The 25,757-nt window shown below is 71.1% G+C and carries 25 protein-coding genes; 16 read left to right on the top strand and 9 right to left on the bottom strand.

Features of this window, described 5'->3' with window-relative positions; translation table 11 throughout:
* Positions 1 to 22: 22 nt before the first annotated feature.
* Positions 23 to 781: a glycerophosphodiester phosphodiesterase gene (locus tag ACT3UF_RS05675; RefSeq protein WP_444502828.1), complete on the top strand. Its 759-nt coding sequence runs from the start codon at positions 23 to 25 to the stop codon at positions 779 to 781.
* Between the two features lie 107 nt (positions 782 to 888).
* Positions 889 to 1,650 carry a glycerophosphodiester phosphodiesterase gene (locus tag ACT3UF_RS05670; protein ID WP_444502827.1) on the top strand — a complete coding sequence of 254 codons (762 nt, stop codon included), beginning with the start codon at positions 889 to 891 and terminating at the stop codon, positions 1,648 to 1,650.
* 72 nt (positions 1,651 to 1,722) lie between these two features.
* Here the strand turns inward: ACT3UF_RS05670 and ACT3UF_RS05665 are convergent, their stop codons facing one another.
* A complete protein-coding gene (locus ACT3UF_RS05665) occupies positions 1,723 to 2,319 on the bottom strand; it encodes a hypothetical protein (protein WP_444502826.1) in 597 nt (198 codons plus the stop codon).
* A gap of 335 nt (positions 2,320 to 2,654) precedes the next feature.
* Here ACT3UF_RS05665 and ACT3UF_RS05660 point away from each other — a divergent pair, with 335 nt between their 5' ends.
* The 3 genes from ACT3UF_RS05660 (at position 2,655) to ACT3UF_RS05650 (ending at position 4,167) form a co-directional block, all read left to right on the top strand.
* Entirely contained in the window at positions 2,655 to 3,395 is a 741-nt protein-coding gene (locus ACT3UF_RS05660) for a glycerophosphodiester phosphodiesterase (RefSeq protein ID WP_444502146.1), read from the top strand.
* Positions 3,396 to 3,540: 145 nt separating this feature from the next.
* Positions 3,541 to 3,948, top strand: a complete 408-nt coding sequence (locus ACT3UF_RS05655; protein ID WP_345075772.1) for a hypothetical protein — start codon at positions 3,541 to 3,543, stop codon at positions 3,946 to 3,948.
* 12 nt (positions 3,949 to 3,960) lie between these two features.
* Positions 3,961 to 4,167 carry a helix-turn-helix transcriptional regulator gene (locus tag ACT3UF_RS05650; RefSeq protein WP_345075771.1) on the top strand — a complete coding sequence of 69 codons (207 nt, stop codon included), beginning with the start codon at positions 3,961 to 3,963 and terminating at the stop codon, positions 4,165 to 4,167.
* A 91-nt stretch (positions 4,168 to 4,258) separates the two neighbouring features.
* Here ACT3UF_RS05650 and ACT3UF_RS05645 read toward each other — a convergent pair whose 3' ends face one another.
* The gene (locus ACT3UF_RS05645) at positions 4,259 to 5,125 is read right to left on the bottom strand and encodes a hypothetical protein (protein WP_441444500.1); all 867 of its coding nucleotides are present in this window, start codon (positions 5,123 to 5,125) and stop codon (positions 4,259 to 4,261) included.
* Between the two features lie 25 nt (positions 5,126 to 5,150).
* Positions 5,151 to 6,206, bottom strand: coding sequence for a WXG100 family type VII secretion target (locus ACT3UF_RS05640; protein ID WP_345075768.1), 1,056 nt, complete (start codon positions 6,204 to 6,206; stop codon positions 5,151 to 5,153).
* A gap of 53 nt (positions 6,207 to 6,259) precedes the next feature.
* Between ACT3UF_RS05640 and ACT3UF_RS05635 the strand changes: the two genes are divergently transcribed.
* The gene (locus tag ACT3UF_RS05635; protein ID WP_345075767.1) at positions 6,260 to 6,691 is read left to right on the top strand and encodes a hypothetical protein; all 432 of its coding nucleotides are present in this window, start codon (positions 6,260 to 6,262) and stop codon (positions 6,689 to 6,691) included.
* A 290-nt stretch (positions 6,692 to 6,981) separates the two neighbouring features.
* On the top strand, positions 6,982 to 8,325 hold the full coding sequence (gene gdhA / locus ACT3UF_RS05630) for an NADP-specific glutamate dehydrogenase (RefSeq protein ID WP_441446173.1): 1,344 nt from the start codon (positions 6,982 to 6,984) through the stop codon (positions 8,323 to 8,325).
* Between the two features lie 130 nt (positions 8,326 to 8,455).
* On the opposite strand, the gene ACT3UF_RS05625 is transcribed toward gdhA, so the two are convergent.
* Positions 8,456 to 8,989, bottom strand: a complete 534-nt coding sequence (locus ACT3UF_RS05625; RefSeq protein ID WP_441446172.1) for a hypothetical protein — start codon at positions 8,987 to 8,989, stop codon at positions 8,456 to 8,458.
* Positions 8,990 to 9,135: 146 nt separating this feature from the next.
* On the opposite strand from ACT3UF_RS05625, the gene ACT3UF_RS05620 reads away from it, so the two are divergent.
* Complete coding sequence (locus tag ACT3UF_RS05620) at positions 9,136 to 10,566, top strand: hypothetical protein (protein WP_442332046.1); 1,431 nt, start codon at positions 9,136 to 9,138, stop codon at positions 10,564 to 10,566.
* Between the two features lie 11 nt (positions 10,567 to 10,577).
* Here ACT3UF_RS05620 and ACT3UF_RS05615 read toward each other — a convergent pair whose 3' ends face one another.
* The 3 genes from ACT3UF_RS05615 to ACT3UF_RS05605 form a co-directional block, all read right to left on the bottom strand.
* A complete protein-coding gene (locus tag ACT3UF_RS05615; protein WP_441446170.1) occupies positions 10,578 to 12,140 on the bottom strand; it encodes a DUF4232 domain-containing protein in 1,563 nt (520 codons plus the stop codon).
* A 129-nt stretch (positions 12,141 to 12,269) separates the two neighbouring features.
* On the bottom strand, positions 12,270 to 13,058 hold the full coding sequence (locus ACT3UF_RS05610) for a fructosamine kinase family protein (RefSeq protein WP_441446169.1): 789 nt from the start codon (positions 13,056 to 13,058) through the stop codon (positions 12,270 to 12,272).
* A 106-nt stretch (positions 13,059 to 13,164) separates the two neighbouring features.
* On the bottom strand, positions 13,165 to 14,313 hold the full coding sequence (locus tag ACT3UF_RS05605) for a phosphotransferase family protein (protein ID WP_441446168.1): 1,149 nt from the start codon (positions 14,311 to 14,313) through the stop codon (positions 13,165 to 13,167).
* 192 nt (positions 14,314 to 14,505) lie between these two features.
* Between ACT3UF_RS05605 and ACT3UF_RS05600 the strand changes: the two genes are divergently transcribed.
* Together ACT3UF_RS05600 and ACT3UF_RS05595 are read left to right on the top strand one after the other, a co-directional pair.
* A complete protein-coding gene (locus ACT3UF_RS05600) occupies positions 14,506 to 15,432 on the top strand; it encodes a sulfite exporter TauE/SafE family protein (protein ID WP_442332048.1) in 927 nt (308 codons plus the stop codon).
* A 75-nt stretch (positions 15,433 to 15,507) separates the two neighbouring features.
* On the top strand, positions 15,508 to 16,245 hold the full coding sequence (locus ACT3UF_RS05595) for a GNAT family N-acetyltransferase (RefSeq protein ID WP_442332049.1): 738 nt from the start codon (positions 15,508 to 15,510) through the stop codon (positions 16,243 to 16,245).
* A 177-nt stretch (positions 16,246 to 16,422) separates the two neighbouring features.
* Here the strand turns inward: ACT3UF_RS05595 and hutG are convergent, their stop codons facing one another.
* On the bottom strand, positions 16,423 to 17,526 hold the full coding sequence (hutG, locus tag ACT3UF_RS05590; RefSeq protein WP_442332050.1) for a formimidoylglutamase: 1,104 nt from the start codon (positions 17,524 to 17,526) through the stop codon (positions 16,423 to 16,425).
* A 178-nt stretch (positions 17,527 to 17,704) separates the two neighbouring features.
* On the opposite strand from hutG, the gene ACT3UF_RS05585 reads away from it, so the two are divergent.
* Positions 17,705 to 18,562, top strand: coding sequence for a formate/nitrite transporter family protein (locus ACT3UF_RS05585; RefSeq protein ID WP_441446164.1), 858 nt, complete (start codon positions 17,705 to 17,707; stop codon positions 18,560 to 18,562).
* Between the two features lie 37 nt (positions 18,563 to 18,599).
* Positions 18,600 to 19,385 (top strand): IclR family transcriptional regulator, encoded by a 786-nt coding sequence (locus ACT3UF_RS05580; protein WP_441446163.1) that lies wholly within the window; start codon positions 18,600 to 18,602, stop codon positions 19,383 to 19,385.
* A gap of 86 nt (positions 19,386 to 19,471) precedes the next feature.
* On the opposite strand, the gene ACT3UF_RS05575 is transcribed toward ACT3UF_RS05580, so the two are convergent.
* Positions 19,472 to 19,759 carry a hypothetical protein gene (locus ACT3UF_RS05575; RefSeq protein WP_441446162.1) on the bottom strand — a complete coding sequence of 96 codons (288 nt, stop codon included), beginning with the start codon at positions 19,757 to 19,759 and terminating at the stop codon, positions 19,472 to 19,474.
* A 278-nt stretch (positions 19,760 to 20,037) separates the two neighbouring features.
* Between ACT3UF_RS05575 and hutU the strand changes: the two genes are divergently transcribed.
* The 4 genes from hutU (at position 20,038) to ACT3UF_RS05555 (ending at position 25,669) form a co-directional block, all read left to right on the top strand.
* Entirely contained in the window at positions 20,038 to 21,720 is a 1,683-nt protein-coding gene (gene hutU, locus ACT3UF_RS05570) for a urocanate hydratase (RefSeq protein ID WP_444608131.1), read from the top strand.
* A gap of 2 nt (positions 21,721 to 21,722) precedes the next feature.
* A complete protein-coding gene (gene hutI, locus ACT3UF_RS05565; RefSeq protein WP_441445851.1) occupies positions 21,723 to 23,000 on the top strand; it encodes an imidazolonepropionase in 1,278 nt (425 codons plus the stop codon).
* A 70-nt stretch (positions 23,001 to 23,070) separates the two neighbouring features.
* Positions 23,071 to 24,630, top strand: a complete 1,560-nt coding sequence (gene hutH, locus ACT3UF_RS05560) for a histidine ammonia-lyase (protein WP_441445852.1) — start codon at positions 23,071 to 23,073, stop codon at positions 24,628 to 24,630.
* Between the two features lie 100 nt (positions 24,631 to 24,730).
* Positions 24,731 to 25,669: a lysostaphin resistance A-like protein gene (locus ACT3UF_RS05555; protein ID WP_444608130.1), complete on the top strand. Its 939-nt coding sequence runs from the start codon at positions 24,731 to 24,733 to the stop codon at positions 25,667 to 25,669.
* Positions 25,670 to 25,757 lie beyond the last annotated feature (88 nt).

Raw genomic sequence — 25,757 nt, 5'->3', positions numbered from 1 at the left:
CCGTACCGAGGAGAACCAGACCATGACCACCCAGCAGCCCGAGATCGTCGGCCACCGCGGCGCCGCCGCCGTGGAACCCGAGAACACGATCCTGTCCTTCCGGCGCGGAGTCACCGAGGGCTCCCAGTGGCTCGAGTGCGATGTGCACCTCAGCGCCGACGGGCAGGACGTGATCATCCACGACGCGACCCTGGACCGCACCGCGCAGCCGGACTCCCCGCTACGCACCGGCGCGGTCGCCGACCTCACCCGCGCCCAGCTGGACCGGGTGCTCGTGGGCAAGGACGAGCACATCCCCCGCCTCTCCCAGGTGCTCGATGCGGCGGTGCGCGAGGACGGCACGCGGGTGCCGCTGCTGGTGGAGATCAAGGCCCCCGCCGCCGCGGACCTCGTGGTGCAGATCCTGCTGCAGCACTTCGACGCGGCCGCCTGGCAGGACCCAGCCGGCGCCCCCGCCTACGTGCTGTCCTTCCATGAGGAGCCGCTGCGCCGCACCGCCGAGCTCGCCCCGCAGATCCCGCTGATGCGCACCACCACGGCCACCTCCGCCGAGTGGTGGGAATCCTGCCGCGACCTGCAGGTCGCGCATGTGGGAGTGCGGATCGCCGACGCCCGTCAGGCCGACGTCGAGCGGGCCGCCGAGCTGGGCGCCAAGCTGAACCTGTGGACCGCGCGTGCCGAAGAGGAGCTCGAGCGCGCCCTCGAGCTCGGCTGCGACACGATCACCGTGGACGACCCCGCCTGGGCGTTCGCGCTGATGGCGCAGCGCGTCCCGGCCTGACCTCGGCCGGCCCGGGTGCTGCTGCGGCAGACCCGGGCCCCGTTCAGCCGCCTCACCAGCCGCCTCGCCAGTCGCCTCACTCGTCGTCCCACCCTGAGGAGCACTCCGTGCCCACCACGCCTCTGATCGTCGGCCACCGGGGGGCGGCTGATCTCGCCCCCGAGAACACCCTGCAGGCTTTCCGCCGCGGGTTGGCGAAGGGCGCGGACATGCTTGAGTGCGATGTGCACCTCAGCGCCGACGGGCAGGATGTGATCATCCACGACGCGACCCTGGACCGCACCGCGCAGCCGGATTCCCCGTTGCGCACCGGCGCGGTCGCCGACCTCACCCGCGCCCAGCTCGACGAGGTGCTGGTGGGCGAAGGTGAGCACATCCCGACTCTCGCCCAGGTTCTCGACGTGGCCGCCGCTCTGCCCCACGACCCCTCACGCCACGCCCCGGTGCTGGTGGAGATCAAGGCGGTGGAGGCCGCCGCCCGGGTGGCCGAGATCCTGCGGGAGCGCTATGAGGAGTCGGACTGGGGAGGGCTCGACTCCCCGGCCCGGGTCATCTCCTTCCGGATCGATGCGCTGCGCACCCTGCATCGCCTGGCGCCGGAGGTGCCCCGCGGCTACCTCTGCCGGGGGCTCACCCCCGAAGCGCTCGCCGACGCGGCCGAGGTCGAGGCGGAGACCCTCGCCATCCGCGCCTCCGAGCTGCGCGAGGGCGATCTGGAGAAGATCCGCGATGCCGGGATCACCCCGCTGCTCTGGGCAATGCGCGAGGAGCGGCACATCCGTCTGGCCGTGGATCTGCAGATGCTGTGGATCGGGGCCGACGATCCCGCCCGCACCCGCCGCATCGTCGAGCACCAGCAGAGCCTCTGAGCGGTGCCGACGACGTGGTGGACGGCTCGATCCGGTGCTGGTGTCACCCACGGCGGTGCACGGCGGCAGGGATCAGCTCGCGTTCTCGACCTCGATCTCCAGTCCGGCATCGGCGGGGCCGACGGTGACCAGCCAGCGGTGCTCGACGCCCTCATCGGCGTAGGCGATGCATTCGGCGTCGTAATCGGCGGCCCCGGTGTCCACGCCGTCACCGCACTGGACGTCGAGGCTCATCTCCTCCGGCCCGCGGGCCTCGGCCTCCTCCTCGAGCAGGGCGGCGAGCTCCTCGGCGCTGAGCACCTTGGTGTCATGTCCGAAGCCCCAGGTCCCCTCGAAGAGGTTCTCGCCCATCGCCTCGTCGTTGTCCTGGCCGCCCTCGTCAGGGTCATCGCTGGCCTCGCCGCCTCCGTCGCTCGGGGCCTGTCCGGGATCCGACTTCTGCTCGGAGGTCGGAGCGGCCTCGGTCGTCCCTGCGCCGGGGTCCCCGGCCGGCTCCTCGGTGCCGGCGCCTCCGCACCCGGTGATGAGGGCCGCCGCGGCGGCGATTCCCGCGAGTGGTGCCAGGAGCGGTCGGCCCCCTCGCCCTCGCACTGTGCGGGATGCACGCGATCGACCCCCTGGGCCGGTGCGCGCTGCGGTGCGTGTGCTCTCGTATCCGTTACTGGTCATCGGGATCCCCTTCCCGGGTGCTGGACCCGGTTGGCGCCCGCCCGGTCCGACGGGCATCGCACCCCGTGTCGGAGTGCAGGGGAACAGTGTGGCGCAGGTCATCCTGGGGGTCCAGGGTTCAGCCCGCATGCGCTCTCGACGACGCTGCGGCGCCGCCGGCTCTTGCCTGTCCGCGTTCTTCACGTTCGTTCCCGCTTCCGTCCCGTTTGTTCCCGTCCCGTTGGTTCTGTTCGTCTCGGTCGTTCAGTCCGCTTCCGTAACGTGCAGCTCCATCCCGTTCCGTCCCGTTCCATACTGCTCGCCCCGCTCGTCGATTCCCATCTCCCAGGAGTGTCATGACCCCGCAGTCCGTCCCCTCTCTGCCGCAGCGTCCCGCGATCGTGGGCCACCGCGGCGCCTCCGCCCATGCCCCTGAGAACACCCTGCTCGCCTTCCGGAGGGCGATCGAGGATGGCGCCGAGCTGCTCGAGTGCGATGTGCACCTGAGCGCCGACGGCCAGGTGGTGGTGATGCACGACGAGACCATCGACCGCACCGCCGCCGAGGACTCGCCGCTGCGCACCGGTGCGATCGGCGAGCTCACCCGTGCGGAGCTGGACACCGTGCTGCTGGGGGAGGGGGAGCGTGTGCCCTCCCTCGCGGAGCTGCTGGAGATGACCACGGTCCCCGTCTTCATCGAGGTCAAGGTCGCCGCGGCGGCGGCGGCGGTCGCCGAGCTGCTGTGCGCGCTGCCTGCCGGGTCCCCGGCTGCCGCCTCCACCGTGATCTCGTTCCACGCCGATGCGCTCGCGGAGATCCGCCGCGGCGCGGACGTCGCCGTCTCCTATCTGGTCGGCCAGATCGACGAGCAGGCGATCACCACCGCGCGCGAGCTCGGCGCGGCGGGCATCGGGCCTGGCATCGCTGGGCTCAGCCTTCGCGCCGCCGAGGTCGTGCACGAGGCAGGGCTGGCCCTGAACCCCTGGACGGTCAACACCGCCGTGCAGCTCGACGTCGCTCTGGCGTGCGGCGTGGACACGATCACCACGGACGACCCGGCCTGGGCGCAGCGGGAGCTCGACGTCCGCCTGGGGTGAGTGACCGCGGGAGTTCGCGGCAACACCCAGGTCGGAGGGCCCCGCATGGTGCGTCAATGGTGCTTGACCTGTTAAGTCAAGAAGCTTTGACATTTTTAGTCAAGGTAGCTTGACTTGCATGTCAAGGCCCCCTTACATTTGGGGCATGAACACCACGACCCGCACCCCCGCCGCCCCCGCCCGTGCCCGCGCCAACCGCGCCTTCGCCGTCCGCTTCACCGCGGGCATGGTCCTTTTCCTCGCCGGCCTCTTCCTCTCCTTTCTCGTCCAGGACACAGGCTTCCCCGCCTGGATCCCCGCGCTCCTGGTGCTGCCCGCCATCGCCCTCATGGCGTGGGCGAACGTCGAGATGTACCGGAGCGGTGACGAGTTCGAGCGTCGCAAGATCGCCGAGGCCGTGATGCTCGCGTTCGTGATCTCCACCGGCCTGATCCTCGCCGTCGGCTTCCTGCAGTACTTCCTGCTGCCCTCGGTGAACTGGATCTTCGCCTTCGCGATCCTGATGTTCTCGTGGCTCGTGGGCACCTTCGTCTCCTCCGTCCGCTACCGCTGAGAGGGGGCAGTGATGCGCAACGATCTCAAAGCCCGCCGCGCTGAGCGACGCTGGTCCCAGGCCGAGCTCGGCAAGGCCCTCGGCGTCTCCCGGCAGACGGTGATCGCCATCGAGAACGACAAGTACGACCCGTCCCTTCCGCTCGCGTTCAAGCTCGCCGCCCTCTTCGAGTCCCCGATCGAGGAGATCTTCACGCCCGACGAAGCTGAGCCCTCCTGACCGGTTCGTTCCGAACGGGCCGCAGCACACAGATCACCCCGGCCGTGCCTGCCACGGTCGGGGTGATCTGTGCGCGCGATGCCTCGCTCCGTCAGGAGTCGGTGGACTCCTCGTCGGATCCCGATCCGGCGGGCAGCAGCGACTCGATGATCTGCTCCAGAGCGGAGGCGGAGACATCGCTGATCGCGAGCAGATCGCCCGGCTGTGTGCCGGCAGGGTCCTCGGTGCCGTTGTCGACCACGCGCACGCGGTCGGCGAGCGTGAAGACGGTCGCGCGACGTGCTCCCTGATCATTCACCGAGGTGAGCGTGGACAGGGCACGGGTGTCTTCGAGGCCCTCCAGCGACGTCACTGCAGCGACGGTCATCTCCTGAACATCTCCGTCGTCACCGGCGCTGCCGTGCGGGTCCACGAACGCTGCCAGTCGGGAGGGCAGCGAGGCGAGGGTGGGAACGCAGAAATGGTGGAAGCCGTCGGCCGCGACGAACTCCTCGAGCACCCCTCCCGGGAAGAAGTGCAGGCCAAGGGTGGTGCGTACCTGGGAAGCGACGCGCTCGATCGTCAGCAGCGCCTCCGGGGTGCGCCGCAGGGTGAGGATTCCGGCGAGACCGAGCTCAAGCTGGATCAGCCGATCACTCGGTTCACCCTCGCCGATCAGAAGATCCCCTTCCTCCTCGCGGGCCTGGTCGGTCGGGTTCACCAGGCGCCGTGCGATGAGCCCGCGCATCGCTGTGGCGCCCGCGGTCTCACGGTGCACCTGCTCCTGGTCGAGATAGGGGCTGCCGAGGATGCGCAGCGAGGCCTCCCCGTCCAGGGCGAGGAGCTCCTCGTCGGAGAGCACCATCAGGATGTCCGGGTCCTGATCGGCGCGCTCGAGGATCGCCAGTGCTCCCGCCAGGTCTCGCTCAGTGACGACGAGCGGCGAGCTGGGGAGTGCATCGGTGGTGGGGGTGGTCATCGCGGGCTCCTGCCGAGAGGGGTGGTCACCAGGTGAAGGCGTTCTTCAGGCCGTCGGCGACATCGCCGACCTTGTCGGAGACGGTGTCTGCGACGTCGGAGACGGCATCCTTGGCGGCATCCACTCCATCGTTCCACGTGTCGCTGATGACCTCAGACGTGTTGTTCCACAGGTCCTTCGCCCCGTCGACGACATCGCCACCGAAGTCCTTGACCTGATCCCAGTTGTCGACCACCCACTTGATGCCGTCCGCCGCCATCGCGCCGCCCACCAGTACGCCGCCGATCACCTGGAGCGGAACGCCGACCACGGCGCCCACGCCGGTCATATCGCAGATCGTCCCGGCGGTGATGAGGATGCCGCCGACGGCGGTGATTCCGCCGGTGATGGCATGGAAGGTGTCGCCCTTCTTGATCGAATCGATCATCTGCCAGCCACCGGCGAGGATATCCAGGCCGGGCAGGAACTTGCCGGCGACCTTGCCGAACTTCGTGAGCCAGGGGGCCTTCTTCATGAGCCCGTCGAACATCCCGAGCTTCTTGAGGAACGCATCGTATGCCTTGCCCTTCAGCCCGCGAAGCTTCTCGAGAACCTTCTCCGGGTTCTTCTTCATGTTCGACAGGACGTCCCAGATCTTCTTCCCACCCAGGACGATGTTCTTGGCTGCGTCGATGACGCCTTTCCCGACCCCGAACAGCGTGTCCTTGAGCAGATCGAGGATGCTGTGGTCGGTCGCCTCGGAGGCCTCGTCCTGCTCCTCAGCGTGGGTGTCGAGGTCTCTGCTGTGCCGCGACAGCGAGTCGCCCAGCTGGTCGAACCGGGGGGCGGTCCGTCCGGACCACTGCTCCCGGAAGGCATCGGCATCGGTGCCCACCCAGGAAGAAGCGTCCATCACCAGCGGCTCGAGGCGAGCGCGCAGGTCTTCGAGCGAGCCCACTCGCTCTTTCAGCAGCTGCGCGTGTGAACGCAGCTGCTCGGTATCCGCCCCGAAGAACCCGGTCATCATGAACCCCCGTCGTGTCGTGAACAGCTCGCACACTAGGTCCTCCGGGGCGGCTGCGCGATGGGGAGAGGTCCCCATGGGACCTCTCCTCGCGGGGTCGGAGGGAGGGGTGCCGGTCGTAGACTTGCGGCGTGATGACCACGGATGAATCCCTGCAATCTCTGCTCCGGGCTCTCCAGCCGGGATACGAACGGCCGGTTCCGGCCGCCGGCTGGGCATCGTTCGCGCGGCGCTTCCTGCAGTCGGGAGAGATCGTGCTGTTCGCGTTCGAGGGGGAGGGGTGGACCTGGGTGGACCCCCTGCTGCTGGTCACCGATCGAAGGGTGCTCCACCTGCGTCGGGGTCTGAGGTGGAGGGTGCTGCGCGAGGTGCAGGCTGCGGAGGTCCGGGGGGCCGACTGCGCTTCCGGCACGGTGGCGGGACACGTGCGGATCCTTCTGCGTGATGGTTCCTCCCTCCGGACCCGCCAGAACGTCTCCAAGGATGAGGCGGTGGCTCAGGGCTTCGTCGACGGGGTCAACCGCCTCGTCGCCGGTGGAGGCCGCTCCGCCTCCCGCCACTGAACCCAGCACCCGCCAAGCAAGTACCTATGCCTGTCGATGCATATGTCGGGACCGGGCGATGCTGTCCGGGTATCCGCCCCCATGTCCGGACGCGTTGCTGTGACCTGCGCGACAAGCCTCCCGGAGCTGTTTTCCCAGGTGCATGGCCATGACAGTCGTCTGCATGTTCACGCATCGAACGTCCAGTGCGACTTCTGGGCGACGCCGCGTACCCTGGGCGACGCCGTGACCTCCGCTTCCGCGGAGCCCCCGTGAAATCGGGGGCCCCCGGGCCCCCTGAAAGGACCGCGATGCTCGACTCGACGCTCCAGGACACATTCGACCAGGTGCTCCGCCGCAACCCCGGCGAACCCGAGTTCCACCAGGCAGTCCGGGAGGTGTTCGAGTCGCTGGAGGTCGTCCAGTCCCGGCACCCCGAGTATCAGGATCATGGCATCCTGATGCGCCTGAGCGAGCCTGAGCGCCAGATCATCTTCCGTGTCCCCTGGGTCGATGACCAGGGCGTTGTGCAGGTCAATCGCGGTTTCCGCGTCGAGTACAACTCCGCGCTGGGCCCGTACAAGGGTGGCCTGCGGTTCCATCCGTCGGTGAACCTCGGGATCGTGAAGTTCCTCGGCTTCGAGCAGATCTTCAAGAACTCCCTGACCGGCCTGCCCATCGGCGGCGGCAAGGGCGGATCCGACTTCAATCCGGCCGGCCGCAGCGACGGCGAGGTGATGCGCTTCTGCCAGTCCTTCATGACCGAGCTGCACCGCCACATGGGCGAGTACACCGACGTCCCCGCCGGCGACATCGGCGTGGGCCCGCGCGAGATCGGCTACCTCTTCGGTCAGTACAAGCGCCTGACCAACCGCTACGAGGCGGGCGTGCTCACCGGCAAGGGCCTGGACTGGGGCGGGTCCCTCGTGCGCAAGGAGGCCACCGGCTACGGTGCGGCCATCTTCGCCGACGAGATGCTCAAGGCCCGCGGCTCCTCCTTCGACGGCCGCCGCGTCTCCGTCTCCGGCTCGGGCAATGTCGCGCTCTACGCGATCGAGAAGGCCAAGCAGCTCGGCGGCATCCCCGTCACCGCCTCCGACTCCTCCGGCTATGTGGTCGACGAGAACGGCATCGACCTCGAGCTGCTCCAGCAGGTCAAGGAGGTGGAGCGCGGTCGCATCACCGAGTACGCGGAGCGCCGCGGCAACGGTGCTCGCTTCGTCGCCGGCGGCAGCGTCTGGGACGTCCCGGTGGACATCGCTCTGCCGAGCGCCACCCAGAACGAGCTCGATGTCGACGCCGCCCGCACCCTGGTCAAGAACGGCGTGCTGGCCGTCTCCGAGGGCGCGAACATGCCCTCCACGCCGGAAGCTGTCAGCGTGTTCCGTGCGGCCGATGTGGCCTTCGGTCCCGGCAAGGCGGCGAACGCCGGTGGTGTTGCCACCTCCGCTCTGGAGATGCAGCAGAATGCGAGCCGCGACGCGTGGAGCTTCGAGCACACCGAGCAGCGCCTCACCCAGATCATGAAGGGCATCCACGCCACCTGCCTGGAGACCGCCGATGAGTTCGGCCGCCCCGGCGACTACGCACTGGGCGCCAATGTCGCAGGCTTCCGCAAGGTGGCCGACGCGATGATCGCCTTCGGCGTGATCTGAGCCGACCCTGAGCTGATCCGGGCCGAACCGCCCGGGCCTGGCCTGTGCCTGACGCGAATGCGCGCTGTGCCTCCACTCGTGGAAGCGCGGCGCGCATTCGCATTCGGCTGCCGAGGTGCGGGCCGAGGCGTCAGGTGACCGTCACGGTGAGCTCGATCGGGTCGATGTCGCGGGGCCCCTGGTCGCAGTCCTCAGCGATCTCGGTGCGGTAGCAGTGCACGATCCGTACGGTCGAGGTGCCGGGCGCGAGTCCGGTGAGCTCGACGGCGTAGGGGAACTCTCCGCCGGTCCCGCCGGTGTCCCGGCGCTCCGGCACGCCGAACACCTCGCTGTTCATGAGCACGCGGGCCATGACGACGCCGTCATCCACCCTGCCGTTCTCCCTCGAGACGCCCTCCGCGGCGGGGACCGCGCCCCAGTCGTCGCCCACGCCCGGCGACCAGTCGCCGAGGGCCACCTGGGCCGTCTCGCCGACCTCGATCGACACCTCGTCCGTGCCCTCGGGCAGCAGGTCAGGGTCCAGCAGATAGCAGCTGGTCAGCATCAGGACCGCCGCGGCCGCTGCCGCCAGGCGGAGGGGCCGCGCGCTGCCCCGTCGAAGGCATCGTCGATCGCCGCCCGGGCAGGCCTGCTGCGGCGCCGTCGTCGCATCGCGTCGTCCCATGTGCGCTCCCCTCGAGCATGTCGTACGAGCTGCTGGCAGGCGACCCCCATCGCCCCGCACAGAATACCTGCCGGATGTGACCCGGGGCACTCCGCCGTTGCTGAGAACAGTTCTCAGGAGCTGCTACTGTCCTGCCTATGATTCAGATGAGAACCATTGTCATGAAGCGTCGTGCCGTCGTGCTCCTCAGCGCCGGGATGCTCGCACTCTCCGCCTGCGGCGGGATGGCCGGCGGAGGAGAGGACGGGGCCGGCGGCGGGGCGTCCGACGGCGGCGCGGCCGGCGGAGAGGCGGCGCCGGCGACCGATCGCACCGAGGTGGGCGCCCTCTCCCCGCGCATCGTTCTCGCCCACGACGGCGGCGTGACCACGATCGACTCCTCCGACGGCAGCACCGTCGGCAGCACCGACGTCACGGGCTACGCCCGGCTGAACCCCGCCGGGGATGGCCGCCACGTCGCCGTCAGCGCCTCCGGCACCATCACCATGTACGACACCGGCCTGCTCGCCCAGGGCCACGGCGACCACTTCCATTACTACGTCCAGGATCCTGCTCTCACCGACCTGTCCATCCCGGCGCCGATGCCCGGCCACGTGGTCTCCCACGGGGACCGCACCGCCCTGTTCGCCGACGGCACCGGCGACATCACCCTCATCGACCCCACCGCGCTGGTCGACGGCGACCTCGGGATCCTCGAGGAGACCAGCACCGAGGCACCGCACCACGGCGTCGCGGTGCCGCTCTCCGACGGGGGCCTGATCGTCACCCAGGGCACCGAGGACGAGCGCCACACGGTGCAGGCGCTCGACGCCGACGGGAACGTCACCGCCGAGACCGACGACTGCCCCGGCGTGCACGGCGAAGCCTCTGCGAAGCCCACGGAATCCGGCGACGTGATCAGCCTGGGCTGCGAGAACGGCTCCGTGGTCTACCGCGACGGGGAGTTCCACAAGGTCGCGATCGACGGCGACTTCCAGCGCTCCGGCAACCAGAAGGGTCACGAGGACTCGTCGATCGTGCTCGCCGATCACAAGGTCGAGGCCGATCCCGAGGGCGGTGCCGAGCACCCCACCGAGATCGCCCTGATCGACACCAGTGACAACACCCAGCAGATCGTGGACCTGGGCTCGGAGTACTGGTTCCGCTCCCTGGACCGCGGTCCTCACGGCGAGGCCCTGGTGCTCACCGCCGATGGCGAGCTGAACATCCTGGATCCCGAGACCGGCGAGATGCTCCACGAGGTCCCCGTGACGGGCGAATGGAGCGAGCCGGAGAACTGGCAGGAGGCCGGGCCCATGCTGGCCGTGGCCGACGGCACCGCCTTCGTCGTCGACCCCGCAGCGCAGAAGCTCACGATGGTCGACGTCAAAAGCGGCGAGATCTACCGCGAGCTGGAGCTGCCCGTGGTGCCGCACGAGATCCAGGTGACCACCGGTACCGCATCCGGCGAGTACGAGATCTCGCCCGGAGCGGACGAGCACGAGGGCCACGAGCAGGAGGGCGGCGAGGCGAGCGACGCTGGTGGCCATGAAGACCACCACCACGAGGGCGGCGACCACGAGGGTCACGACCACTGACCCGGCGCTCCTCAGCCCGCTGAGCTCAGCGCCAGCTCCCATGCGCCGATCTCGATCACGGCCCCGCCCTCCACTCCGGCTTTCAGGTCGAAGGGGGCGGGGCTGGGATCGCTGCCGTCGGACGCGGCGAGCTCGACGGGCAGCGGCGCCCCGCCCGAGTCGAGGCGGATGCTCAGCGTCTGCGGAGTCTCCTGATCGGCCGCGGTGCGATAGCCGGGCCAGTACAGACCCGAGCTCGCGGTGCCTCCAGGGACGAGCCCGACGCCACCCTCCGGCTGCACGGCGGCCTCGAGGTGGGTGAGCGGTTCCGGGCGCAGGTCGATCTGCTCGGCACCCTGTTCGAGGGTCAGCTCCGGGACGCCGCGCAGCGCGCAGGCCTCGTCGCCGACGTTCGTCGCGGTGAGCGTCGCCGCCGAGTTGCCGGTCCACCCATCCCAGCCCCCGGCCACGACCTGCAGCGACTCGGGATCGCAAGCAGGGAGGCCGGCGGACTCCACGGCGGGAGCGGCGGGGATCCCAGCGTTCGGGGACTTCTCCGGTGCGGGGCCTCCGCTGCCAGGACCATCGTCCCCGGCGCTGCCGCTCGCCATCGGCGATTCGGATCCCGGGTCCCCACCCGGGGTCACGCCGGCGGCAGGGTCGGAATACTGCCAGGCATCTGCGGCGGGGGCGTCGACCGGCCAGGCGGCGAACACCCCGAGCGTCAAGATCGCGGTGATGGCGAGAGGCATGCTGATCCGGCGCGCGGTGGGAACGGGGGGCGACGGTTCCGCACCGCTGCTCCTCTGCTCAGCAGAGCGCATGGCGGTGACCTCGGCAGCTGCCTGCCGGGGGAGCAGCCGGCCCGCGACGGTGATCCCGGTCGCGAGCAGCGTGCACAGCGCCGGAACCCCCAGCAGGGGAGTGCCCACCACCAGGACACTCCCCAGGAACACCATGGGATGCAGGGCGAACAGTCCGAGTGCCACCAACGGGGCCCCCACGCCGATGCTCGCCAGCCAGTACGCCCCGCGATCAGAGGCGGCACCGGGACGCATCCATCGCCACGCTCCGAGAACGGCGACGGCGGCTGCGATGCCCGCCACTGCGAGACCGAGCGGCCTCGAGGCGGCGATCGCGACCCATCCGGCAGCGGTGAGCAGGGCAGCGGCCAGGAGCAGCACCCCGACCAGGCGGCCGAACCGCGCCGCACGATGCCGCCGCGATGGCCGCGCAGGTGAAGGAACAGGTGAAGGAGCCGAGCGCTCGGCTAAGCCGGCCTCGGCCGGCACCGGCCGGGCAGAGACCAGGTGCCCAGCGAGGAACCAACCGATGAGCGAGGCGATCCCGGCCGCGGCGGTGACGGCGAGGTAGTGGCGTCGGGCGTCGATCCACAGATCAGTGCAGGTGGTGTCGTTGCAGTCGAAAGCCCAGGCCGGGGAATCACCGAGACGGCTCGCCCAGACCCCGATCACGAGCAGCACCGCGAACCCCGTGAGCATCAGCACGGTGGCGAGGATTCCGACCGCGGCAGGGTGGGACGCAGCGGTGCGGCGCACAGCGTGTGCGGGGCGTGGAGGGAGCGGTCGGGGCACGTTCGCAAGCTATCCGAGGAACAGCCGGCCTTCTGGCCGGCCACCAGGACCTGCACCTCTCGCACACGGACCCTCCACCGCCGCAGCCCCGGGGGCGGACCGTTCACCTCCGGCAGCGTGCCCCAGAGCTCAGAAGCCCAGCTGCTCCGCTCGGGCGATGACCGCCTCGGCCGTCGCGACGGTCTGATCCACGTACGCCTCGCCGAACAGCTTCACATGGGCCAGCAGCCCGAAGAACAGGTGGGCGGGGAGGTCCTGCTCCCAGCCGCGGGGCAGCGGGTGCTCGGCGACGTAGCCCTCGAAGATCTCCTCGAGGTGCGGCGCATCGAACAGGGACAGCATCGCGAGGTCCTCGAGCCGGTGGCCGCCGTGGGCAGCGGGGTCGATGAGGGTCGCGCCGTCGGCGGTCCACAGCAGATTGCCCGACCACAGGTCGCCGTGAACTCGGGACGGCTCCTCGGTGCCCTGCCCGCTGATGCCGTCGAAGGCGCCGTCGGCGATCAGATCGATGGCTTCATCGACGGTGTCGTGGCCGTCGGCGCCGAGCACGCGGGTGACTGAGTCGGCGAGCGGGCGCAGGCGGTCCTCGGCCCAGAACTCGACGAAATCTGTGCGTGGTGCGGTCTCGACCGCGAAGGGGCTCTCAAGGGGGCCGAAGTAGGCGGGATCGGCGGGGGCCCAGCCGAAGGCCTCCGCGCCGGCATCGTGCAGGCGGGCGAGCCCGCGGCCCAGCTCGCGGGCAGCCTCGGGGGTGGGCGGGACAGAGTCCAACCGCTCCAGGTGCAGGGCGTTCTTCTCCTCCGCGAGCACTTCGACGACCGGCACCACCTGGGGCTCTGCGAGCCAGCGCAGTCCAGCGGCCTCGGCCGCCACATAGCCCTTGGGGGCGCTCTCGGCATGCTTCACGAAGTCATTCATGGGCCCACCGTACGCAGAGCCCCCACCGAAAGCGCCACCCGGGGTGTCGCGAGGCACTGTGGCGGCATCGCGAGCGGTCACCGGTGCGGGTCCGACGCACCACTCCTCAGACGCTGATTCCCAGTGTCGCCGCGAGGGTGCGCCGCAGCGTCGGCAGCACCCGTGCATGCATGGAGCGGGTCGAGGCGCGGGAGGCGACATGCACCAGCATCGCGCTGCGCTCGTAGGCGGTCCAGGCCCGCATCCGCCGGCGCAGGGAAGCCACATCGGACACTGAGGCGGGCAGCTCTCCGCGCTCGCCGCGGGCCTGCACATAAGCCCGCACGAAGCGGTCGACCTGCTCCTCGGCCAGCGGCACGTACCAGGGCCCGCCGTGCACGGCGCCGCCGAGAATCGCGAGGTCCCGGGCAGGATCGTCGCCCTGCGCCCACTCGAAGTCGATGTACTGCACCCGTGGTGCGCCGGTGACCGGGTCGCTGCCGTGCCAGAGGATGTTCGTCGAGCAGAGATCACCGTGGGCCAGCACGTACCCGTCCAGCTGTGCGATCTCGTCGTCGACGGCGGCGACCTCCGCGCGCGAGGCCTCAAGCAGGGGGCCGAGCACGTGCTCCTGGATCGCTGCGCCATGGGACTGCTGCCAGGACTCGAACTCCGCCTCGACCTCGGGCAGCAGCGGCTGCGGCCCCGGGGTCACCGCCGCCCAGGGGTCCGCCCCCAGCGACACCGGCCCGCGGCCCGGGGCGGGCACGGCATGAAGCTGCGCGAGATGCGCGGCATGAGCCTGCAGATGCGCGCCGGTCCAGGTCGTCGGCGAGGCGGCGATCCCCGGGATCTCGGAGGTCACCACATACGGATGGCCGATCGGGCTGGTCGCGGGATCATCGTGGACGGCGATGGGTTCCGGGCCCACCTCAGCGGGCAGCAGGGTCAGCGCCGCGATCTCATAGGCCAGATCCTGATGCAGCTCCGCGGAGGTGACGTGCGGAATCCTCACGATCACCGGTGCGTTCTGCTGCGGGATGACCCGCCAGGCGGCGAAGCGCTCGCCGACGCCCGCGAGCGTGACCCGGGCCTGCCCCGACAGCGACGCCGGCAGCACCGACTTGTGCAGCCCGGGCAGCCGCACGGGGGAGGCGTCCTCTCGCAGGGGCAGCACCAGTGTGCCCTCGCGCCAGACCTCCGCCAGCAGCTCGCCCATCGCGGCGGAGGCGGGATCCAGCGGTGTGGAGGGTGGTTCTCCCTGGTGGGGGACCATCGGGGCTCCTCGTGGTCGGTGCTCTGATCCTACCGGCGGCGGAGGAGTCTCACCGGAGATGCGCGCGGTTTAGCATGGTCAGGCACCCCCGAGGGCCCGGGAGGGCCCGCCTGGCCCGGCTGCCTGGCCGCCGGGGGCTTCGCCGTCCGGGCCCGTCGGCCCGCCGCTCCGTCTCCTGCAAGGACACCGCCCATGGAACTCGCCCTGCTCGCCATCGTCGTGGGCGTCGGCGTGGGGATCGTGGTGGGGGCGCTTGGTGCCGGTGGCGGCATCCTCGCAGTGCCGGTGCTGGTCTTCCTGCTGGGCATGCCGACCCATGCCGCGACCGCATCGAGCCTGATCATCGTGCTGATCACCGCGCTCTTCAGCCTCCCGCACCATGCCCGGCACGGGAACGTGGAATGGAAGAACGGGCTGGTGTTCGCGGGGGTCTCGGTGGTGGGTGCGGTCGTCGGCTCCCGGCTGTCGGCGCTGGTGCCTGCACAGGTGCTGCTCACCCTGTTCGGGGTGATGCTGGTGGGCGTCGCGATCGCGATGCTGCGGCGCGCGCTGCGCACCCGCCGTGCTGAGCGTGATGAGGCCGCTGCTCATGGCTCACACGGTGCGCGCGAGACCGACGAGCCGGTGGCGGTCCACGACGATCCGGTGCTGGACCAGCCCGGCCCGGACACCGTCGAGACCGCGGACGGCATCCATCACCACCACGGCGAGCCCGAACTGCCACTGCTGCCCGCCCCGGCCCCTGCGCCCCGGACGCTGGTGGTGATCGCCGCCGCGACCCTCACCGGCTTCCTGACCGGCTTCTTCGGCGTGGGCGGCGGGTTCATCGTGGTGCCGATGCTGGTCATCGCGCTGGGCCTGGCGATGCGCCACGCCTCCGGGACCAGCCTGCTGGTGATGATCATCGCGACAGCGACGAGCCTGCTGGCCAGGCTCGGCACGGACGTCCAGATCGATTGGACGATCACCCTGATCTTCGCCGCCGGCTCCGCGGTGGGAGGGATCCTCGGTGGCCCGCTCTCGGCGAAGGCCCGCCCCTCCACGCTCACGCTGCTGTTCTCGGTGCTGCTCGGCGGCGTGGCCGCAGTGACCCTCGTGCAGACCCTGCTGCTGGGCTGAGCAAGTCTGAGCTGGGCTGAGCCGGGCCGGCGGGGAAGCGCGCGAGGCCCAGCTGTCGAGGCGGATACTGGGCGCATGCCCGACAGCTCCGCGCCCGACAGCTCCGCGCCCGCCACCTCAGCGCCCGACAGCTCCGCGCCCGCCACCTCAGCGCCCGACAGCTCAACGTCCGCCACCTCAGCGCCGGACGCCTCAGCGTCCGCCACCCCCGCGCCGCACCCGCGCTCACCCGCGCAGCGACCGCCCGTCTTCCCTCATCAGGTCACGCTGACCCTGCTCGCCGTGGAGGACGCCCCGGTGCTCGCGGAACTCGAGACCCGCAATCGCGAGCAGCTGATGGCCGGTGCTCCGGCCCGGGCGGAGGGATGGTTCACCGAGGCCGGGCAGCGCACGGCGATCGCCCACGCCGTGGCCGACCGGGAGGCAGGCGGCGGTCTCCCGTTCACCATCCGGCTCGAGGACAAGGGGGCGACGAGGATCGTGGGCCGCCTCAACCTCTCGACCATCATCCGCGGGGCCTTCGAGTCGGCCTCGCTCGGCTACTGGGTCGACACGGACGTCACCGGCCGCGGCGTCGCCACCCACGCGGTGCAGAGCGCGATCGCCGTGGCCTTCGGCGGCCTGGGCCTGCACCGGCTCCAGGCCGAGGTGAAGGTCGGCAACGAGGCCTCGGTGCGCGTGCTCGAGTACTGCGGCTTCACCGAGTACGGCCTGGCGAAGGACTATCTCCGGCTCGGCGGTGACTGGGCGGACTGTCGCCTGTTCCAGCTGATCGAACCGCACTGGCAGCCAACCGCCCCGGGCTCCGCCTGATCCGCGTCCCGGCCCCCGCCGCACTCAGCCCCGCCTGGCTCCGGCCTGACCCGCCCCCACCTCACCCAGCCCCGCCGCATTCAGTCTCGCCTGACCTGATCCGCCTCGTGGCCCAGCTGGCATGTCGAGTACGGGCGACAGAGAGCACGCTCCGGATATATGACCAGAGCGTGCTCTCTAGCGCCAGTACTCGACGGCAGGGCCGGAGCCGGGGCCGGTGCCGGAACCGGGGGTGGTGCCGGTGCCGGTGCCAGGGCCGGAGCCGGTGCCGGTGCCGGGGCCGGGGCCGGTGGTGGGAGCGGCGACGGTGCGCACCGCGTCGTTGATCAGTCGAGCTGCGGCGCGGGCGGTGCGCCCGTCGATGTCCAGGGAGGGGTTCAGCTCCACCACGTCGAGCAGGGCGAGCTTCCCGCTGCTGGCGGCGGCGCGCACGGCCGCAGCGATCAGCGGCAACGGCACCCCGTAGGCAGCCGGCGCCGAGACCCCCGGGGCCACGGCCGCGGGCAGCACGTCCAGGTCGATGGTCAGGTAGAGCACGTCCAGGTCAGCGGCGAACCCCTCGACGAAGCGCGCGATCCCCTCGGCTCCCGCAGCGAGGCACTGCTCATCGGTCCACCACTGCACGCCGAGCTGCTCGGCCCTGGCGAACAGCGCTCCCGTGTTGGACGGCTCGGCGATCCCGAGCACCGCGTAGGCCAGCTCACGGCCGGCAGCCTGTTCGGCCGCCGCCATCTGCGCGAAGGGGGTGCCGGAGGTGGGGCGAGGCTCCTCGCGCAGGTCGAAGTGGGCATCGAGGTTCAGCACTCCCCAGCGCTGTCCCGCGCTGGGCCCGATCTCAGAGCTGACCAGACCGTTGTACGAGGACCAGGCCGTCTCGTGCCCGCCCCCGAGCACCACCGTCAGCCGGGAGCCGGGACGGTCCAAGCCCTGCGCGGTGAGGGCCGCGGCCGCGGCCTGCCCACCCTCGAGGTCCTCGCCGATCGTCTCGGCATCGCCGAGGTCGTGCAGGCCCATCTCGCCGCGGGCGAGGGGCCCGTGCAGGGCCAGCGGTGACAGGGCGCGGCGCAGCGCGGCAGGCCCGTCGGCCGCTCCGACTCGGCCGCGGTTGCGGCGCACCCCCTCGTCGGAGCGGAAGCCGAGCAGCGCGATGTGAGCGGAGGCGGCATCCGCCGCTCCGGGACCGGCGACGCTGCGGACCACCTGGTGCCAGCGGGCGTGCTGGGGGCCGTTGCCGTCATTCCGGCCGGACCAGGCGCTGTCAGCGTCGGGAGAGTTCGTCATCGGGGCTCCTCGTCTGCGCACCAGGGAGTAGGTTCGCCCATCATGGCACCCGGCCTGGGTGAACGACCTGCCAGAGCACGAGACTGGGTCCGGCCCACCGGACAACGCCGACCGACGGTCCTGCGCATCCCGGTGCACCACCAGCACGATCCTTGCCGATCTGATCGAGGGAGAGACGATGACCCAGCGAGAGCGGCACGGCGCGGCGCAGGAACGACGGCGGCTCGGCAGCAGCGACGAGCCCGTCGAGGACGCCCTGGCCGAGGAGTTCGAGAACACGGTCACGGAGGGTGCGAACCGCCTGAACCGCACCTGGCGGGCGTTGGTGATCACCGGGCTGTTCGGCGGGATCGATGTGGGCCTGGGGCTGCTGGCGATGCTCGCAGTGCTGGATGCGACGGGGTCGAAGCTGCTGGGCGGCCTCGCCTTCGGCATCGGCCTCTATGCACTGCGGCTCGCGCACTCGGAGCTGTTCACCGAGGACTTCCTGGTCCCGATCAATGCCATCGCTGCCGGGCACGGGACCTGGTGGCAGCTGCTGCGGCTGTGGGTGACGACCCTGATCACCAACCTCGCCGGGGGCTGGGCGTTCACCTGGGTCGTGGTGGCAGCTTTTCCTCGGTTCGACGATGAGCTGATCGAGGCGAGCACGAGCTACATGGAGAAGGGTCTGACCCTGGAGACGGCCGCCCTCGCAGTGCTCGCCGGATTCACGATCACCTTGGTCGCCCGCATGAACCAGGGCTCGAGCGCGGGTATTGCGACACTCGCGAACTCACTCATCTCGGGGCTGCTGGTGGTGGGACTGGGCATGCTCCACGGGGCGCTGAGCTCGGCGGTGATCTTCGGGGCGATGCACGCAGGCGCCGAGGCCACCTACCTCGAGTGGCTGATCTGGTTCGCCTGGGTGATCCCGCTGAACATGGCCGGCGGCCTGGTGATGCTCACGCTCCCGCGCCTGGTGCGCACCTGGGAGCTCGTCACGGAGGAGCGCGCCTCGCAGCGCGCCGCGACGGGAGGCTCCGTGGCGGACTGAGCCCGGAGGAGCCCAGGGAGTGGCATCCTTGCGGATCATGGCACCACCGAAAGTCCCAGCGGCCGACGCGACGCTGCGTCTGCTGACCTTCCTCGCCTCCCGCAGTTCCCCGGTCCCGGCCGCGCAGCTCGCCGCGCAGCTCGCCCTGCCCCGCTCGCGCACCTACGACCTGCTGACCACCCTCGTGGAGCATGGCTACGTGATGCATCTGGAGCAGGAGCGGCTGTACGGGCTGGGGCCCGCCGCGCAGGTGCTCTCCGGTGCCTACCTGCGCCAGGAGCCGCTGGCGAGGATCGGCCGCCGCGTGATCGAGGCAATGGTCGACGAGGTCGGCGAGTCGGGCCACCTCGCGGTGCTGCACGGCCGCGACGTGCTCTACGTGATCGAGGAGCGGGCCCGGAGCCGACCCAGCCTGGTCACCGACGTCGGTGTGCGGATCTCCGCCCACCTCACCGCGAGCGGCCGCGCGATCCTCGCCGAGCTCCCGCCCGCCCAGCTGCGCGCCCTGTTCGGCACGCGGGACGACTTCACCTCCCGCACCACGGTGCCGGGACCGGAGAGCCCCAAGGACCTGCGCGAGCTCCTCACCCGGGTGCGGGCCGATGGGGTCGCCCACGAGACCGGGGAGGTCACCGAGGAGCTCGCCTCAGTGGCGGCGGTCGTGCACGACCATGCCGGCTGGCCCGCCGCCGCGGTGGCGATCACCTTCGAGGAGTCACGGACCCCCGTGGAGGTGCGTGATCGGTGCACGGCCGCGGTGCGCGCAGCGGCCGAGGAGATCACCCGCAGGCTCGGCGGGCGGCGCTCGGTCGTTGGTGTATAGCCGTCCCGAGCGCTGAAGGCGATGACGCCGCCAGCGGCTTCGAGGCCGTGGAGCCGCAGAGGCCCGCATGTGGGCTGCCAGGCAGTTCAAGGACGGTCGAGCGGGCCACTCTTAGGGGCATCGTGAACCGTCGCGACCTCGGTGGGTGTCGAGCTGCAGGCATCATTCCAGGCGCTCACCGTCGTGGAGTAGCTACCGCTATACATGACGGTGTCGCCCTCGGCCGCGAAGACTTCGCCGGTGCGATCATGAACGACGTAGCGAGTGCCGTCTTCTCGGGTGACTCCGATTGCGGTGGGGAAGAGGACGCCCACAGTTATGGCCGCGCCCAAGAAGGTGCAGCCTTCGTCGTCGATGACAAAGTCGCCGCTCACGACGGCAGCATCGCCGCCGTCACCTTCTTCCCACGTGAAAGTGGGGATCTCGAACGTCGTTGACCCTCCTGGCGGCTGCCCAGCGCACCCCGTCACGAGCACCGCGATCGCGAGACCGGCAAGGCCAGCCAGAGCGCGGCGCCCTGTCGGTCACTTGTCCGGCATGCCGGACACAAGCGGCGCGAAGGCCCTCGACCCCTCCCGTCGGCGGTGGTGTCCTGTACCGAACACCCCGCAGCGCGGAACCCCCGAGCAGCCCTCGACCCCAGGAGCCAACGATGACCCTCCCCGGAGCCCGCCCCGTCCGTGCCGCCCGCGGCACGACCCTCAGCGCGAAGTCCTGGCAGACCGAAGCCCCGCTGCGGATGCTCATGAACAACCTCGACCCCGAGGTCGCCGAGCGCCCCGACGACCTGGTCGTCTACGGCGGCACCGGACGCGCCGCCCGCTCCTGGGAGGCCTTCGACGCGATCGTCGAAACCCTCAAGGACCTCGAGGATGACGAGACCCTGCTGGTCCAGTCCGGCAAGCCCGTCGGCGTGCTGCGCACCCACGAGTGGGCCCCGCGCGTGCTGCTGGCCAACTCCAACCTCGTCGGCGACTGGGCGAACTGGCCCGAGTTCCGCAAGCTCGAAGCCGAGGGTCTGATGATGTACGGCCAGATGACCGCCGGTTCCTGGATCTACATCGCCACCCAGGGCATCCTCCAGGGCACTTTCGAGACCTTCGCGGCGATCGCCCAGAAGCGTTTCGGCGGCACCCTGGCCGGCACCATCACCCTCACCGGCGGCTGCGGCGGCATGGGCGGCGCCCAGCCCCTCGCCGTGACCCTCAACGACGGCGTCTGCCTGATCGTGGACGTGGACCGCACCCGGCTCGAGCGCCGTGTCGCCAAGCGTTACTGCCACGAGATCGCCGACGACCTCGATGACGCGATCGCGCGTGCCAACGCCGCCAAGGCCGAGCAGAAGGGCCTCTCGATCGGCATCGTCGGCAACGCCGCCGAGGTCTTCCCGGCTCTGCTCGAGCGCCATCAGGCGGGCGACCTGCAGATCGACATCGTCACCGACCAGACCTCCGCCCACGACCCGCTGAGCTACCTGCCGCTCGAGGTCACCGTCGAGGATTGGAAGGCGGAGTCGGAGGCCGACGAGGAGGGCTTCACCAAGAAGTCCCGCGAGTCCATGGCCCGTCAGGTGCAGGCCATGGTCGGGTTCCAGGATGCCGGCGCCGAGGTGTTCGACTACGGCAACTCGATCCGCGACGAGGCCCGCCACGCCGGCTACGACCGCGCCTTCGAGTTCCCCGGCTTCGTCCCCGCCTACATCCGCCCCCTGTTCTGCGAGGGGCTCGGCCCGTTCCGCTGGGTGGCGCTATCCGGCGATCCCGAGGACATCAAGGTCACCGACGCCGCGCTCAAGGAGCTCTTCCCTGAGAACGAGCACCTGCACCGCTGGCTCGACGCGGCGAACGAGTTCGTCGAGTTCGAGGGCCTGCCCGCCCGCATCTGCTGGCTCGGCTACGGCGAGCGGCACCAGGCCGGCATGCTCTTCAACGACCTGGTGCGCGACGGCAAGGTCAAAGCCCCGATCGTCATCGGCCGCGACCACCTCGACTCCGGCTCCGTCGCCTCCCCGTATCGCGAGACCGAAGCCATGCTCGACGGCTCCGACGCGATCGCGGACTGGCCTCTGCTGAACGCCCTCACCGCCACCTCCTCGGGCGCGACCTGGGTCTCGATCCACCACGGCGGCGGTGTCGGCATCGGCCGCTCGATCCACGCCGGCCAGGTGGGCCTCGCCGACGGCACGGACCTCGCCCGCCAGAAGCTCGAGCGCCTGCTGACCAATGACCCCGCCATGGGCGTGCTCCGCCACGTCGACGCTGGCTACTCCCGGGCCGACGACGTCGCCCACGAGCGCGGCGTCCGCGTCCCGATGACCCCCGTGCGCAGGGACTGACCATGAGCAGCACCCTGATCTCCGGCATCAGCGAACTGTGGACTCTAGATCCCGCACTCGACGATCCCGCCCGCTCCGGCAGCGTGACCGACGAGCAGGTCCTCCGTGACGCAGCCCTGGTCATCGAGGCAGGACGCGTCGCCTGGACCGGCCCGGCGGCAGAGGCGCCGGCCGCCGACGACGCCACCGATCTCGAAGGCCGCGCCGTGCTGCCCGGCTGGGTCGACTCCCACTCCCATCTCGTCTTCGACGGCGATCGCGCCGCCGAGTTCGAGGCCAGAATGGCGGGGGAGTCCTACAGCGCCGGCGGCATCGGGGTCACCACCGGGGCCACCCGCACCGCCTCCGACGAGCACCTGCGCGCCCTGGTGCACGGCCGGATCGCGGAGGCCCTCGCGGGCGGCACCACCACACTCGAGACGAAGACCGGCTACGGCCTCACCGTCGAGCACGAGACCCGGGCCGCCGCCCTGCTGTCCTCCCTGATCGCGTCGGGCGAGCTCGACGAGGCCACCTTCCTCGGCGCCCACCTGGTGCCCGCGGAGTTCGACGGCCGGGAGGGCCGGCCCGGGGCCGAGGAGTACGTGGACCTGGTCAGCGGGGAGATGCTCGCCGCCGTCGCCCCGCACGTGCGCTGGATCGATGTCTTCTGCGAGGAGGGCGCCTTCGACCCCGAGCAGTCCGAGCGGGTGCTGCGCGCCGGCGCCGCTGCGGGGCTCGGGCTGCGGGTGCACGGCAACCAGCTGGGCCGTTCCGGCGGGGCGGCGCTGGCTACCGAGCTCGGCGCAGCGAGCGTGGACCACGTCAACCACCTCTCCCCGGCCGATGTCGAGGCGCTCGCCGCCACAGCCGCCCGATCGACCGCGCCGGGGGACCGGCCCGGGCTGCTCGCCGTGGATGCCGGGCCGACGGTCGCGACCGTGCTGCCCGCCTGCGACCTCTCCACCCGTGCGCCGCTCGCTCCGGCCCGCGAGCTGCTGGACGCCGGCGCGACGGTCGCGATCGCCTCGAACTGCAACCCCGGCACCAGTTACACCAGCTCGATGAGCTTCTGCGTCACCACTGCCGTGCTCCAGATGCACCTCTCACTGGCCGAAGCGCTCCACGCCGCCACCCGCGGCGGTGCGCTCGCTCTGCGCCGCACCGACGTCGGCCACCTCGGGATCGGTGCCCGCGCCGATCTGCACGTGCTCGACGCCCCCGCGGCGATCCACCTTGCCTACCGGCCCGGCATGCCGCTCACCCACCAGGTGTGGCGTGCCGGGACCCGACGCGTCTGATCTCCCCGTCGTCCCTGGTCGCCGACCTCCCCGCCCCCGATCGCCGACCCCTCCGTCCCGAAAGGACCCCATGACCATCCCCGCCATCGAGCACCCCACAGTCACCCTCTCCACCGCCGGGCTCACCGCCGCCGACGTCCTCGCCGTGGCCCGCCACCGCGCCCGCGTCGAGCTCGACCCCGATGCTCGCGAACAGGTGGCGTCGGTCCGTGCGCACATCGACGCGCTCGCCGCCGGAGACACCCCCGTCTACGGCGTCTCCACCGGCTTCGGGGCGCTGGCCGACACCTCGATCCCGCCCAGCATGCGCCACGCTCTGCAGCGGTCCCTGATCCGCTCCCACGCAGCCGGCGCCGGGCCTGAGGTCGAGACCGAAGTGGTGCGCGCCCTGATGCTGCTGCGCGCCCGCACCCTCGCCTCCGGCCGCACCGGTGTGCGCCCCGTCGTGGTCGAGACGATCCTCGCGCTGCTGAACGCGCAGATCGCCCCGATCGTCCACGAGTACGGATCCCTCGGATGCTCGGGCGATCTCGCACCGCTGTCCCACTGCGCGATCGTGCTGATGGGTGAGGGCCGCGCCCGGGACCGCGACGGCGTGGAGCGCCCCGTGCCCGAGCTGCTCGCCGAGGCCGGGATCGAGCCCGTGCTGCTCGAGGAGAAGGAGGGCCTCGCGCTGATCAACGGCACCGACGGCATGCTCGGCATGCTGCTGATGGCGATCGCCGACCTCGACGAGCTGGTGCGCACCGCCGACCTCACCACCGCGATGTCCGTGCAGGGCCTGCGCGGCCGTGACAGCGTGTTCCGCCCCGAGCTGCACGCACCGCTGCGCCCGCATCCCGGCCAGGAGGCGTCGGCCGCGAACATCTTCGCGCTGCTCGAGGGGTCCGCGATCATCGCCGACGTCGCCGCCGAGGGCTCGCGCGTGCAGGACGCCTACTCGCTGCGCTGCGCCCCGCAGGTCGCCGGCGGGGTGCGCGACACCATCGAGCACGCGCGCACCGTCGCCGAGCGGGAGCTCGCCGCCGCGATCGACAACCCGGTCGTGCTCGAGGACGGCACCGTCACCTCCAACGGCAACTTCCACGGCGCCCCGGTCGCCTACGTGCTCGACTTCCTCGCGATCGTCTCCGCGGACCTCGCCTCGATCGCCGAGCGCCGCACCGACCGGATGCTCGACAAGTCCCGCTCCCACGGCCTGCCGCCGTTCCTGGCCGACGACCCCGGTGTCGACTCCGGCTTCATGATCGCCCAGTACACCCAGGCCGGCCTGGTCTCGGACATGAAGCGCCTCGCGGTGCCGGCGAGCGTGGACTCGATCCCTTCCTCCGCGATGCAGGAGGACCACGTCTCGATGGGCTGGCACGCCGCCCGCAAGCTGCGCACCAGCGTGGAGAACCTGCGCCGCGTGCTCGCGATCGAGCTGCTCACCGCCGCCCGCGCGATCGACCTGCGCGGCCCGCTCGCCCCATCGGCCCCGAGCGCCGCCGCGATCGCCGTGCTGCGCCGCACCGTCGAGGGCCCTGGGCCGGACCGCTTCCTGGCCCCGGACATCGCTGAGGCCGAGGCGCGGCTGCTGGACGGGACCGTGCTCGCGGCGGTCGAGGAGGTCATCGGGCAGCTGGCCTGACCGTCGCTGGGCCGGCCGGCAGGACAGCCGGTGTTGGGCCACCCCGACGATCTGCTCCGGACCCGTGACAAGCCGCTGACCAGGCGTCACGCTCAGGGGCATGACCTCCCTGCACTCTCCCTCCGCCCCCCGTCCGCGTGCCGCCCCTCTGCCCGCCGCCCGTCCCGCCGCTCCTCTGACTGCCGCCCGCCCTGCCACCCGTCCGCCTGCCGCCCACGGCGGTCGTCGACGGGGCCTCCAGCTGCTTCTGGGCGTCGTGGTCTTCCTCGCCGCCGAGATGACGGTGGTGACCGTCGGCGGCCTCGCCGCGAGCCCGTGGATGCTGCTGCTCGGAGCGTGCGCGGGCGCCGCCGTCGCGCTCGGCGGCTACCTCCTGATCGTCGGACTGATCGGCGGCCGCCCCGGGCTCGGCCTGCGCGGGCGCGGCAAGCTCGCCGAGCTGGCGGCGGGCCTGGTGCTCGGCACAGCACTGCTGACCCTCGCCGTCGGCCTCATCGCCCTGCTCGGCGGCTACCGTGTCACCGGGATCTCGGCGTCCCCGCAGCTGCTGGCACCGCTCGCGGTCGGTATCGGAGCCGGAGTCATCGAGGAGATCGTGTTCCGTGGCATCCTGCTGCGCGTGCTGGAGTCCTGGTGGGGCAGCTGGGTGGCCCTCGCAATCACGTCGCTCCTGTTCGGACTGATCCATCTGATGAATCCTGGGGCGTCGATCCTGACCGCGCTCCTCCTCGTGGTCGAGGCGGGGGTCCTGCTGGGCGCCGCCTATCTGCTGACCCGTCGGCTGTGGTTCGCCTTCGGCCTCCACATCGCCTGGAACACCGTGCAGGCCGGGATGTTCTCCTCGGCGGTCTCCGGGACGGGGACGCAGCGCGGACTGCTGGTCGCGGAGATGCACGGCCCCACCTGGCTCACCGGCGGGTCGATGGGCATCGAGGGCTCCCTGCTCACCGTGCTCCTGGGCTTCGTGACCGGGATCGTGATGCTCGTCCTCGCCGCGCGCCGGGGCCATCTGCAGGGCCCGGCGAGGAACCGGCGATAGGAGCCGAGCACGCACGGCGAAGAGAGAGAGTGTGCTCACTCGGCGCGTGATCGGGTGATCCCGCGAGTACCCTGTGACCGGTGTTGCT

Origin of the sequence: Brachybacterium sp. AOP24-D1-21, from assembly GCF_052378665.1 — a bacterium.
GTDB lineage: Bacteria > Actinomycetota > Actinomycetes > Actinomycetales > Dermabacteraceae > Brachybacterium.
The sequence above is the reverse complement of the archived record's forward strand: the minus strand, read 5'-3'. Positions and strand labels throughout refer to the sequence as shown.

Bases quoted from the DNA above. Each gene is read 5' to 3' on its own strand.
- ACT3UF_RS05675 (WP_444502828.1), top strand. From the start codon at position 23: ATGACCACCCAGCAGCCCGAGATCGTCGGCCACCGCGGCGCCGCCGCC.
- ACT3UF_RS05665 (WP_444502826.1), bottom strand. From the start codon at position 2,319: ATGACCAGTAACGGATACGAGAGCACACGCACCGCAGCGCGCACCGGC.
- ACT3UF_RS05660 (WP_444502146.1), top strand. From the start codon at position 2,655: ATGACCCCGCAGTCCGTCCCCTCTCTGCCGCAGCGTCCCGCGATCGTG.
- ACT3UF_RS05655 (WP_345075772.1), top strand. From the start codon at position 3,541: ATGAACACCACGACCCGCACCCCCGCCGCCCCCGCCCGTGCCCGCGCC.
- ACT3UF_RS05650 (WP_345075771.1), top strand. From the start codon at position 3,961: ATGCGCAACGATCTCAAAGCCCGCCGCGCTGAGCGACGCTGGTCCCAG.
- ACT3UF_RS05645 (WP_441444500.1), bottom strand. From the start codon at position 5,125: ATGACCACCCCCACCACCGATGCACTCCCCAGCTCGCCGCTCGTCGTC.
- ACT3UF_RS05640 (WP_345075768.1), bottom strand. From the start codon at position 6,206: ATGGGGACCTCTCCCCATCGCGCAGCCGCCCCGGAGGACCTAGTGTGC.
- gdhA (WP_441446173.1), top strand. From the start codon at position 6,982: ATGCTCGACTCGACGCTCCAGGACACATTCGACCAGGTGCTCCGCCGC.
- ACT3UF_RS05625 (WP_441446172.1), bottom strand. From the start codon at position 8,989: ATGGGACGACGCGATGCGACGACGGCGCCGCAGCAGGCCTGCCCGGGC.
- ACT3UF_RS05620 (WP_442332046.1), top strand. From the start codon at position 9,136: ATGAGAACCATTGTCATGAAGCGTCGTGCCGTCGTGCTCCTCAGCGCC.
- ACT3UF_RS05610 (WP_441446169.1), bottom strand. From the start codon at position 13,058: ATGAATGACTTCGTGAAGCATGCCGAGAGCGCCCCCAAGGGCTATGTG.
- ACT3UF_RS05605 (WP_441446168.1), bottom strand. From the start codon at position 14,313: ATGGTCCCCCACCAGGGAGAACCACCCTCCACACCGCTGGATCCCGCC.
- ACT3UF_RS05600 (WP_442332048.1), top strand. From the start codon at position 14,506: ATGGAACTCGCCCTGCTCGCCATCGTCGTGGGCGTCGGCGTGGGGATC.
- ACT3UF_RS05595 (WP_442332049.1), top strand. From the start codon at position 15,508: ATGCCCGACAGCTCCGCGCCCGACAGCTCCGCGCCCGCCACCTCAGCG.
- hutG (WP_442332050.1), bottom strand. From the start codon at position 17,526: ATGACGAACTCTCCCGACGCTGACAGCGCCTGGTCCGGCCGGAATGAC.
- ACT3UF_RS05585 (WP_441446164.1), top strand. From the start codon at position 17,705: ATGACCCAGCGAGAGCGGCACGGCGCGGCGCAGGAACGACGGCGGCTC.
- ACT3UF_RS05580 (WP_441446163.1), top strand. From the start codon at position 18,600: ATGGCACCACCGAAAGTCCCAGCGGCCGACGCGACGCTGCGTCTGCTG.
- hutU (WP_444608131.1), top strand. From the start codon at position 20,038: ATGACCCTCCCCGGAGCCCGCCCCGTCCGTGCCGCCCGCGGCACGACC.
- hutI (WP_441445851.1), top strand. From the start codon at position 21,723: ATGAGCAGCACCCTGATCTCCGGCATCAGCGAACTGTGGACTCTAGAT.
- hutH (WP_441445852.1), top strand. From the start codon at position 23,071: ATGACCATCCCCGCCATCGAGCACCCCACAGTCACCCTCTCCACCGCC.
- ACT3UF_RS05555 (WP_444608130.1), top strand. From the start codon at position 24,731: ATGACCTCCCTGCACTCTCCCTCCGCCCCCCGTCCGCGTGCCGCCCCT.